The 9923-nt window shown below is 68.6% G+C and carries 7 protein-coding genes; 1 reads left to right on the top strand and 6 read right to left on the bottom strand.

Annotated features, from left to right (window positions below; all coding sequences use genetic code 11):
* Positions 1 to 935, top strand: a 935-nt coding sequence (locus IE145_RS33545; RefSeq protein ID WP_229825901.1) for a hypothetical protein, incomplete at its 5' end; no start/stop codon positions are given.
* Positions 936 to 1504: 569 nt separating this feature from the next.
* On the opposite strand, the gene IE145_RS28410 is transcribed toward IE145_RS33545, so the two are convergent.
* The 6 genes from IE145_RS28410 to IE145_RS28385 all read right to left on the bottom strand — a co-directional run bounded on the left by IE145_RS28410 (position 1505) and on the right by IE145_RS28385 (position 9834).
* Entirely contained in the window at positions 1505 to 2164 is a 660-nt protein-coding gene (locus IE145_RS28410; protein ID WP_189528292.1) for a nucleotidyl transferase AbiEii/AbiGii toxin family protein, read from the bottom strand.
* On the bottom strand, positions 2161 to 2523 hold the full coding sequence (locus tag IE145_RS28405) for a hypothetical protein (protein WP_189528291.1): 363 nt from the start codon (positions 2521 to 2523) through the stop codon (positions 2161 to 2163). The genes IE145_RS28410 and IE145_RS28405 overlap by 4 nt, the downstream gene beginning before the upstream one ends.
* A gap of 375 nt (positions 2524 to 2898) precedes the next feature.
* Positions 2899 to 3603: a hypothetical protein gene (locus IE145_RS28400; RefSeq protein WP_189528290.1), complete on the bottom strand. Its 705-nt coding sequence runs from the start codon at positions 3601 to 3603 to the stop codon at positions 2899 to 2901.
* Between the two features lie 83 nt (positions 3604 to 3686).
* Entirely contained in the window at positions 3687 to 4799 is a 1113-nt protein-coding gene (locus IE145_RS28395; RefSeq protein WP_189528289.1) for a DEAD/DEAH box helicase, read from the bottom strand.
* 5 nt (positions 4800 to 4804) lie between these two features.
* On the bottom strand, positions 4805 to 6688 hold the full coding sequence (gene drmB, locus IE145_RS28390) for an MrfA Zn-binding domain-containing protein (RefSeq protein WP_189528288.1): 1884 nt from the start codon (positions 6686 to 6688) through the stop codon (positions 4805 to 4807).
* Complete coding sequence (locus IE145_RS28385) at positions 6685 to 9834, bottom strand: helicase-related protein (RefSeq protein WP_189528287.1); 3150 nt, start codon at positions 9832 to 9834, stop codon at positions 6685 to 6687. The genes drmB and IE145_RS28385 overlap by 4 nt, the downstream gene beginning before the upstream one ends.
* Positions 9835 to 9923 lie beyond the last annotated feature (89 nt).

Genomic DNA, 9923 nt, shown 5'->3' with positions numbered 1-9923 from the left:
GACCCGATCAACATGGTTCAGCCCGCTTCGCGAAGATCATTTCGCTGAGAAAACCTCACTGCCTCACATGGCTTTCCCTGCATCGCACCTACTCAATCCTCCTCGGCTTCGAGCCTCTCAACTGGTCCAAAATAAACCAGGAAGCAATGCAGGACTCGCTAACCTTGGCTTTGCACACAACCTGGAGGCAATGGGCCGGAAGGGGCATGTTGCCTCTGAGGAATGAAGACTATGCTCACGTGCATAGTTTCGAACCCCTCCTTGGAGGCGACGAGCCGATCACAACGCGACTCCTCCTTGAGTGCGCGGGCCTACTGGACGAGGGCTACCTCTTCCGCGGACCTTATCCAGAGATCATGGATCGAGGACTCCAGAGAATGTGGGACATAAACAGGAGAGGAGAATACGGGAAACCCTACCGCCTCGCAGAATCCATGGCAGGCCGAAGCCTCTCTCATTCTGAAGTTCTGACTCTTATCGACTTCGCCTTGAACCCTCCAGTACCTGGCCTGCACAAGGGCGTACGCACCATTGACTGGCGCGAACTCTACCCGCCATATCGATTCCTCTTCGCTGCGGCAGAAATGGCAGAGCGTCGTGCCTATAGGCATTCAGAGGCAGTCAATTCACGGCCCACGATTGACCACGTCAGCGCCTTCTTCAGCACGGTCACTCGAGGGAGTGATGTCCGCGTGGGGTCGATCGATTGCCAACTGACGGAGGACTCAGACCTGCGTGACGTCGCGGACCCCAGACGCCCCTTTGCGCGAAGGATGATGGGCATCCCACTCCTCTCAGCCGATCGACTTCACAGAGAGCGACGCGCGGATGTCAGATCAATATCCCACTTCGGCTCCTTGTTGATCGACATTGACGGATATCGCCTGCTGGACGCAGAGGCTCCGGACTACCCTGGTGGTTCTTCCCACCTCTGAAAGTCATCAACGACGGAGTGTACGGCTGGCCTGCCAATCGCCTTACTCTCGACGAGGCCACTGACCTACTCATCGGTTCTGCCATCTCATCGGCATACGACGACGTCGTGAATGGGGTCGGCCCTCTAGCCCGCGATCACCTACCAGCGGCACCATTTCGAAATCCAGATGAAACCGCAGCACTGAACGACATGGCCCGATATCACCTAGGAGTAAATATCGGATGGACGTAAAGTCGAACGATGTCGTCACAACGACGCACTGCCTGCGTTGAATCGACTCCGCCGCCGACCGGGACATGGGTCCGTCACGACCCTGAGTCGTTTTGACGGTGTCAACATGTAACGCCTCGGACGCCTCGTCGAACAGGGCAGGACCAGTTCGCGGATGTGAGCACTCCGTCCGCTGCCGGGAACGTACTGCCCGTCCAGGCGGTGACAGGATGCGGGATCCGGTGTGGTGCGGGGGCCGTTCGGTCCCGCACCACACGTCCCGAGGAGCATCACGTCGTCCCCACCTATCCGCGCAGCCCGCGAGCCAGCCACTGGAGCACCGTCCCGTAGCCACTGTCAGGCGTTGTCGTCGTGGATCCGCGCCCCCAGGTCTTCCGCCCACTCCAGCGCCCACGCCTTGAGCTCCTCGATCTGCCGGGCAGTGAGCCCGTACGCGGCGTAGTCCTCGTCCTCGTGCCTGTCCGCACCAATGAGCCGGTCGCGGAGGTCCTCGAGTCTGAACTCGTCGTGGGCGCGGCGGCGGCCGAGGGATTCGAGGTCGGCTGTGGAGCGGTGGCGGGAGGCGGCCTGGACGTCGATGAGGTCGCGGACGGTGCCGCGGTCGGCGAGGGCGCGATCCTTGGTGCCGATCACGTCGTCGAGGGAGAGGACTGGGCCGTAGGGAGTCTGGGCGGGCGGGGCCCAGAACGCCTCCTTGAGGACGTCGACCTCGCACTCCTCGCCGGTGTCCGGGTTGGTGACGAGGAACCGGCCGCTGAGCGGGTCGGTATGGACATGCGTGGTCCGCCAGCCGCGCGCGTTGAGGCCGGCTGTGAGGGAGGCGACGATCTTGTCCATTGGGGCGGGGGTCTCGGTAGCGACGTGGAGGTCGCGGCTGAAGCGTTCGACCAGGCCGTGAGCTTGCACGGCGTATCCGCGGGTGAGGACCAGAGGGTAAGGGGAGCCGAGGTCGAGGATGTCGGCGGGGAGACGCTTGTGGAGCGGGGTGAGTTTCACGCGGCGGTCGCGTCGGCCGGAGCGGTGCGCGGTAGCTCGGGGAAGGCGTCCTCCCAGACCTCACGGATGTAGGGGCTGATCAGGCGGCGCAGAACGGGCCACCGCTCGGCCAGCAGCCGGTGATGGAGGAAGGTCGCCAGATCTTCGCACAGGCCCTCGGCGAGGACGGTCCAGTAGAGCGTCATGCGGGACTTCGGGCGGTCCAGGCTGTAGCTCGTCCGCCCGGACCAGGCGATGTGCAGCGGCAGGTCGACCGTGCCCTCCATGGGGCCGGCCAGCTCCTGCAGGTGCTCGGGCAGCCGGCTGCGGTAGCGGTCCCGCAGCACCTCGGCGCGGGGGGCGGTGGTCGTCGCGTCCATGCGTCCAGCATCGCTGGTGGGAGGCGGCGCCACGGCGGATACGGGGCTCCCGACGCGCTCCGCCCCGGCGAACACGGCCTGACGCTGGTCGCCGCGCAGCAGTTCCTGGGTGGGCCGGGTCTCACGAGTCCGGTCCGACTCACCGAGCAGGCGACGGATCTTCCTGAGGTTCGGATCCTGGGTCTTCGAACTCGATGGGGTGTGGCGGTGACGGCCCGATGGCCGGTTACCGTGCGTGAGGGCTCTGGGTGCGGGTGGCCCGGACGCAAGGAGCCCGCGGATCTTCGTGATGTTGGTTGTTTTCCAGGTAACCAATCATGAATATCCACGGGCTTGAACATCGACGATGCCGGGATCAGCGAGGCGGTGACGCGACTACTGGGTCGAACCCCCGAGCCGGGACCCGGAGGGCACCTCGTCCCCACGATCAGCGCCGGCCCAGCTCGACGGCGGCTGTCCGAAGACGATTCGTGCGTACGTGATCGTCGCTCCCCCGAGGACAATGCTACCGCCGGCGCCGAGCGCGGCACCGACGCCAAGTGGCACCTGTTCGCACAGTACCAGGACCCCTCGCTTGGTCCCATACTTGGTGATGAACTGCGGACGCAGCGCCTTGTTGGCCTGGTTGATCGCGCTCATGGGGATCGAACCGACGATGCGCCGTGCCCAATAGGGGCCGGTGTGCTCGACGACTTCTTCCAGTTTGCGCACCGCTGCGCCGCCGAGGACCACGGTCGTGACCAGGCGCCTGCGTTGCTCGAAGTCCTCGGAATGCAGGCCATGGATCTCGGCCAGCGACAGCAGGTAAAACACTGACGCTTCGGTGAAGGCCATGACGTGAGCCGGAGCCGCTGGGATTCCGACGCCGGGCATGGTCGCTGCCACGCCGGATACTGCGCCGGACACAGTGACGCTGGCAAGGTAGGAGCGTTCCAACCGCCGGATCAGCTCCTGTGGTGTGTCGCTGGGGTGGACTCGTCGCAGGCGCTCGACGTTCTTCCTCGCCCGGGACTCCTGGGCGGCCAGTGTCTTGTCGAGAACCTGCTGGACCAGGCTCTCGACGTCATCGGCCTTGCTCATCGGATTGTGGTCCTCTCGGAGCTCGAGCGCCTCGAGGGCGCCGGGAGCGACGTGGGTGCGGCTGACAGCGAGGTGTCGCGCCATCACCGCGTTTGCACCCACCCGTGCAACCCCTCCAGGTGGCGCGGCAACCGGCTCCCCTGCCAGCCCAGCACCAGCCGCTGACGCGCGCGGGTGATCATGACGTAGTAGGCCATGCGGAGGGCCGCCGACGTGGGGTCGATGCCCGAGTCGGACTCCGCGTCGGCGATGACGACGGTGTCGAAGTCGAGCCCCTTGGCACTGGCACGGTGGACGAGGACGACACCGGGGCGGGCGAGGTCGAGGTCGCGGTAGCGTCCGGAGGGGGCCGCCGAGCTGTAGAGCTGGGGTTCGTGGGCGAGGCCGGACCGCTCCAGGCGGCGCATCAGGTCCGACGCCGTGCGCAATGAGTTGACGATGACGCCGATGCGGTCCCGCGGGTGCCGGGCCGCCAAGGTGGTGATGTTGTCGGCGAGGTCCTTGATGCCCGAGTAGTGACGAACCGTGGGCAGGGCGCCGCTGCGGAAGGGGAGGTCGGGGCGGGTGCCGCCGGTGCGGAAGTGTTCGGCGAGGGAAGCGATCTCGCGGGTGTTGCGGTGGTTGCCGAGAATCTCGAGGCGTCCGGTGGAGCGGCCGAGGGCATCAGTGATCTCGGTGAGGGTGGAGTTCGTCTCGGTGAGGCGCTGACACTCGTCGGCGAAGACTGTCACGGAGGCGGCGGCAAGGCGGGCCATTCGGTAGAAGCCCGGCGGCAGGTCCTGGCCCTCGTCGACGACGAGGTGGGGTGTGGCGGCATCGTGTTCGGCGACAGCGCCGGCGGCCTGGTGTGTGAGAGCCGGCCAGTCGAACCAGCTGTCCTCTGTCCGCGGTGCGTCACGGCCGAATCGGCTGTAGACCCAGAGGTGGGCGGTGGATGCCTCGACAGGTGCGCCGGGGACCGCGAGACCCGCGAGGGTGTCGCGCAGGAGCTGGCGCAACAGGTTGGAGCGCGAGATCAGGAAGGTGGGGCGGCCGGTGAGGGCGAGGTGGACGGCACGGTGCGCGGCGAGCAGGCTCTTGCCGCTGCCGGGCGGGCCGCTGACGACGTGGTTGCCAGTCAGCGGCAGCGCGTCCAGGCAGTCGCGCTGGGCGGGGGTGAGGTCGGGGTGGAGAACGGGGGCGTTCGCAGTGGTCATGGGTGTCATCCCAGGGCGGTGGCTGCCGCGTATTCGCGGCTCGCGGTGAGGACGTCGGTGAAGTAGCCGGGGACGCGGGCGGAGCCGACGACCAGGGCGCGGTCGAGGAGGGTGTTGCCGGTCTGGCAGCTGGTCTCGGGCAGCAGGGTGCAGGCGTGGCAGGCAGCGCGGTTGAGGTTGCCGAAGCCCTGGCCGGTGTGCTCGGCACACAGCGGGTCGGCGGAGCACCAGGCAGCCGCCTCCAGCATCCGGATGAGCGTCTCGGCGAAATGCGGCGCCTCGCCCTGCCGGACCAGACCGCCGAGGGTGCCTTCTGCGTCACCGGCGGCCGTGTAAATCAGCAGTCCGCGCTGGCCGTACTCGGGGCGGCCGTACACGCGCTCGCGCAGGCTGGCGGTGGTGTAGCCGGAATCGAAGGACAGCTGGCGGATGAGCAGGTGGGCGACGGTGTGCAGGAGCAGGAAGCGGGGCGAGAGTTCGCTGCCGGTCGTCTCGGCGAGTTGTTCCGCGCGGAACGACGCGTCGAGGTCCGTACGGATTTCGTGGACGTGGGCCTGGACGCGGGGGTCGTTCTCCCAGACGGTCAGGCTCTGTTCGTCGAGGGTGAGGACGATGCCCTCGCCGTAGACCTCGGTCGCGGGGAGCCAGCGCAGGCGGCCGCTGGTGTCGGCGGGAACGAGAGTGCCGCCCGGCGAATGGCGGCGGAAGCCGGTCAGGGCACGGACCTCGCGGAGGCGATCGGCGAGGACGATGCCGTCGATGTGCGCGTCGAGAGTGGCCCAGGGTTCCTCCTTCTCGCCGTCGAGGCCGAGTCCGCCGCGACGAATCGCGAACTCCTTGGTGGGCTCCGGGAGCCGGATCGCATCGAAGGCGTACCACTCGTCGCGACTCAGGTCGATCTTTCCGGACTTTCCAGGCTCCGGCTGGTCTGCAGGCAGTGGTGCGGGAGCGCCCGTGGCCTCCGCGACGAGCTGCTCGATGAGGCTGTCGGGGGCTTCGGTGTCCTCCTTGATCATGCCGCGGAAGGTGTCGGCCCTGGGCGTGCCGAGGGCTTCGAGCAGGATCGGCCAGTATCCGTGGCCCAGGACGGCCTCCGCCGTGTCCTGCTCCTCACGCGGGGCTTCGGCGGTCTGGGGGATGTCGAGGGCCGAGTAGACGACCGGGTAGTAGACGTTGCCGGCGGTGCGTTGCACGATGTGCACCTGCTGGCCGCAGGAAGCCCTCGCGTCCCAGCGCTGCCAGGGGTTGCGGCCCGAGCAGTGTCCGCCCTGGGGGCCGAGCACGTCGAGCAGGTCACGTTCGGCGCCGCACGGCTTGCCGCCCAGCCCGGTCGCTCCGCAGCGCACTGAGAGCGCTTCGAGTCCGGAGGCGCGGTCGGCGACGCGGAAGCTGAGCCGACGTGCCTTCCAGGCCTGCTTCGACTCGGAGCACGAGTCCCGCAGTTCGGGCGCGAGCTTGGAGTGGGCCCAATACCACCAGTCGACGTCGTCGAGGTGCCCGTCCGGGCAGATGCGGACGAACCGCATCGGGGTGAGGCGGGGTGCGGCGGCGCAGGAGGTGCAGACGGGCGGCTCGCCGGGCTTCTCGTTCTCGCGCAGGAAACGGACCATGGCCCGGCAGGAGCCGCAGAACAGCCAGCCGGGGAAGCGCACATAGGGGACGCCGGGGCGGTCGGGCCTGTCGTAGCGGTCGTTGAGGGTGTGGGGCGCGGCGAAGAAACCCATCACGCCGAGGCGGGCGGCGAGCCGTTCGGAGGGGACGGAGGTCTTCAGCCCCGGCCAGTTCTCGATGCCGGCGGCGACGAACGACTCGCCCTGGACATCGAGTACCGCGCCCACGCCGAACGGCAGCACGGTCTGTGCCTGGCGGACCCGGAGTTTGCGCTTCACTTTCCTGCTCCCGTCACGGTGATCTGGCACTCGCGGTCGACGCTGCGCATGGAGTTGAGGGTCTCCCACAGGCCGTAACGCTGCTCGAAGGCCTTGAGCAGGTTGTGCTGGCCCTTGCCCTGGCTGCGGTAGTAGAGGTCCTTGCCCTCGGCGGCGGCGGTGTCGGCCTGCCGGTACCAGTCGTCCAGGAGGTAGCCGAGTTCCGCTCGTACGTCAGCGCGTACGGCTTCGGCGTGGGCTCCTGTGGCGCCGCGCTCGGCGGTCGCGGCACGCTCGGCGAGGGCGTCGGCGATCCGCCCTGCCTGTTCCTTGTGGTCGGTGATCCGTCCGGCCCGGTTCTCGGCGGCCAGGCCGAGCCGGTGGCGGACCAGGATGACGAGCGCGGCGTGCAGGGCGCGGCGGCGTGCGGGCACAGACCAGGGCGTGATGCTGGCTGGTTCGACGTAGCGGTAGAGCGCCCTGTGGTAGTCCATGAAGGTCTCGTAGTGGGACCGGTCGCGCGGGCGGGTGGCGTTGAAGTAGGTGACGACGAGTCCGGGCACGTGGTGGCGGCCGACGCGGCTGCTGGCCTGGATGTACTCGGCGGTGGTCTTGGGCTGGCCCTGCATGAGCATGTACGCGAGCCGCTTCACGTCGACGCCGACGGAGAGCATGTTGGTGCACGGCAGGAACGACACCGACCGGGGGTCCGTCCAGGGCTTTTCAAGGCGGTCGAGGAGGATGGGCTGATCGGCGCGCTTCACGCTGCTGTCGAGTTGCTGTACCTGCTCGCCGACCAGCTCGCGCGTGCCCGCACCCTCGTCGAGGCCGCGGAGCTGGGCGGGGATGTCGTCGCCGGCCGCGGTGACGGTACGGCCGAGTTCGCGCAGGCTGTGGTGGTAGGCGACGAGAGTCCAGTAGTCGTCGCGGTGTTCCTCGGGGAGCTGGTGGACGCCCTGGAGCATGGCCGCCGTGGTGCCGACGGCTCCGCGGCCCGCGGTGTGACCCTGAGCCATGACGCCGAGGTAGAGGCGGCCGGGGCGGCCGGTGTCGGGGACGGCAAAGAAGCTGTCGCGGGCATCGAGCCCGGACGGCGGGAAGAGCTGGACGTCCTGGTGGTGCAGGGCTCGGACCTGTTCGGCGGAGCGCCGGATGGTGGCCGTGGCGGCGACGATCTTGGGCGGGCGGCCGTCCGGGCCGGTGCACAGCTCCAGGATGGCCGCCTCGTAGAGGCCGACCGTGGTGCCGAGCGGCCCGGTGAGCAGGTGCAGCTCGTCCTGGATGATCAGGGACGGGGGCCGGTTGCCGGTGCCGGCGCCGAAGAGGCTGCCGGAGTCGGGCTCCCAGGCGAGCCGGGCGAACTTGTCGACGGTGCCCAGGACGAAGGTGGGCGGATCCTCGTAGAGGTGCTGGTCAACGACCGCAACGGGTAGGACGTCGTGGAAGGCGCACTCGTCACGGGTGCAGTAAAAGGTGAACTCGTCTGTTTCGGCGCGGACTCCGTAGTCGGAGCGGACGCTGGACCGGGTCGGCGGCAGGATGTGGGTGCCGCACCACGGGCAGCGGTCGAGAATGAAGACGTCCTCGGGGTGGCTGGCCTCGCGCTGCTCGTCGAAGGCGTCCTTGGCCGCCTGAAACTTGTTCGGGGTGGTGGTGTCGCCGACCCACAGGCCGATGGTGATGGGCTCGCCACCGAGGCCGAGTCCGGGTTCGGTGCGGCGAAGGTGTTCCAGAGCACAGATCGTGGTGGCGGCGCGCTGGAACTGCTGGGTGGTGAGCAGACTGAGGGTGTAGCGGCTGAGCACGGTGGTCCCGCCGCCTTCGCCGCGGATCCGGCGCAGGGCGATGGTGAAGGCGGCCAGGAGCAGATACCCCTCGGTCTTGCCACCACCGGTGGGGAACCAGATCAGGTCGGTGGTCTCGCGGTCGCGGTGTCCAGGGTCGGCGACGCCGTCGAGGGCGAGGAGGAAGAAGGCGAGCTGGAAGGGGCGCCAGGTGGCCTTGGGGTCGACAGGCGGGTCGAGGGCCACGGTGTCCGCGAGGTGGCGCCGCTGACCGGCCTGGTCGGGAGCGGAGTGCCGCATCTGCAGCAGCATGGCGCGCTGGGCGATGCGGAAGGCGTCGAGGAGTTCGGGGCGGTCGGGGTCGCACAGGGTGCGCACGCCGGCCTCGATGCGGGTGACCGCTTGGCGTACCCGGTCGAGGATCCGCTCCGCGGCTTCCCGGCCCCATGGCGGCACCTCGACGGAACGCTGGCCCACGTACCAGGCGTGGTACGCGGCGGCGAACTCGGCAAGCGCCTCGCGGAGTTGGTCCCTGCCGACGGCCGGGTCGGCCAGGTGGGAGATGGTGAGCGTGGGGGCGTCGAGCGGGCCGCCGGCCCGGATGGCGGGTACCTCGGCGCGTGGCAGGGCTTCGCAGGCAAGGCGTTCAACACCGCCGTCCTCGCCGTGGTCTTCGCGGACGGCGCAGCCGTGGCCGACGGCATGGGTGACGACGTGCCGGTACTGGAGGCGCAGTTCGCGTTCCTCGGGATCGCGGCTGGCGAGCCGGACGCTGGGATAGGGCAGCACGGCGCCATCGGCGGGGCTGACGCTGAGACGGCACTGGAACAGCATGTCGTCCCAGTCCGGCGCCTTGTCGTCGGCAGGGTCGTGGTGTTTTTCGTTGACCAGGGCCACGGTGATGAGCGTGCCCGCGCCGTAGGAGCGGCGGGTCAGCTGGATCTTCGCGCGGCCGTCGAAGACGGGCACCTCCTCCTGGTCGGGGCCGATCGTGTGTGTCTCGGACCTGAGGGGGATGCGCTGCCAGCGCCGCCCGCGCCCGGGTTCGTTCCGCTGCGTCTCGTAGTGGGCGGCGGCGCAGCTCACCTCGACGTCCACGGCATCGGTGTAGAAGCTGATGCCGAGGGACGCAGGCAGCCAGCTGTTGGTCTCGGGTACGGGGTCGGGGGCCGGGTCCACGTCGGGGGCGTCCTGCTCGGCACCAGGTGCCTCGGGGTCGTCGGCGGCGAGGTCGAGCCGGCGCTGACGATCGGCCTGTTGCGGGTAGAGCGTGCCCATCAGGTACTGCCGGTCCGGCGGGGCGTCGAGTACCTCGTCGTCACCGCCGGCGGGGCCGACGAGCTGGCGGGTGAGGTAGTCAACCAGCTCCTGGCGCGGGTCCATGTGCGGGTTCCTTCGGATCAGGGTTGGGTATCGGGAGGAGGCAGCAGTGGCTCCGCCGGAGTCACCGGGGTTGCGGCATCAGCAAGTGG

Source organism: Streptomyces sindenensis, from assembly GCF_014649035.1.
Taxonomy (GTDB): Bacteria; Actinomycetota; Actinomycetes; order Streptomycetales; family Streptomycetaceae; genus Streptomyces; species Streptomyces sindenensis.
This window is presented reverse-complemented; position numbering and strand designations above follow the sequence as displayed.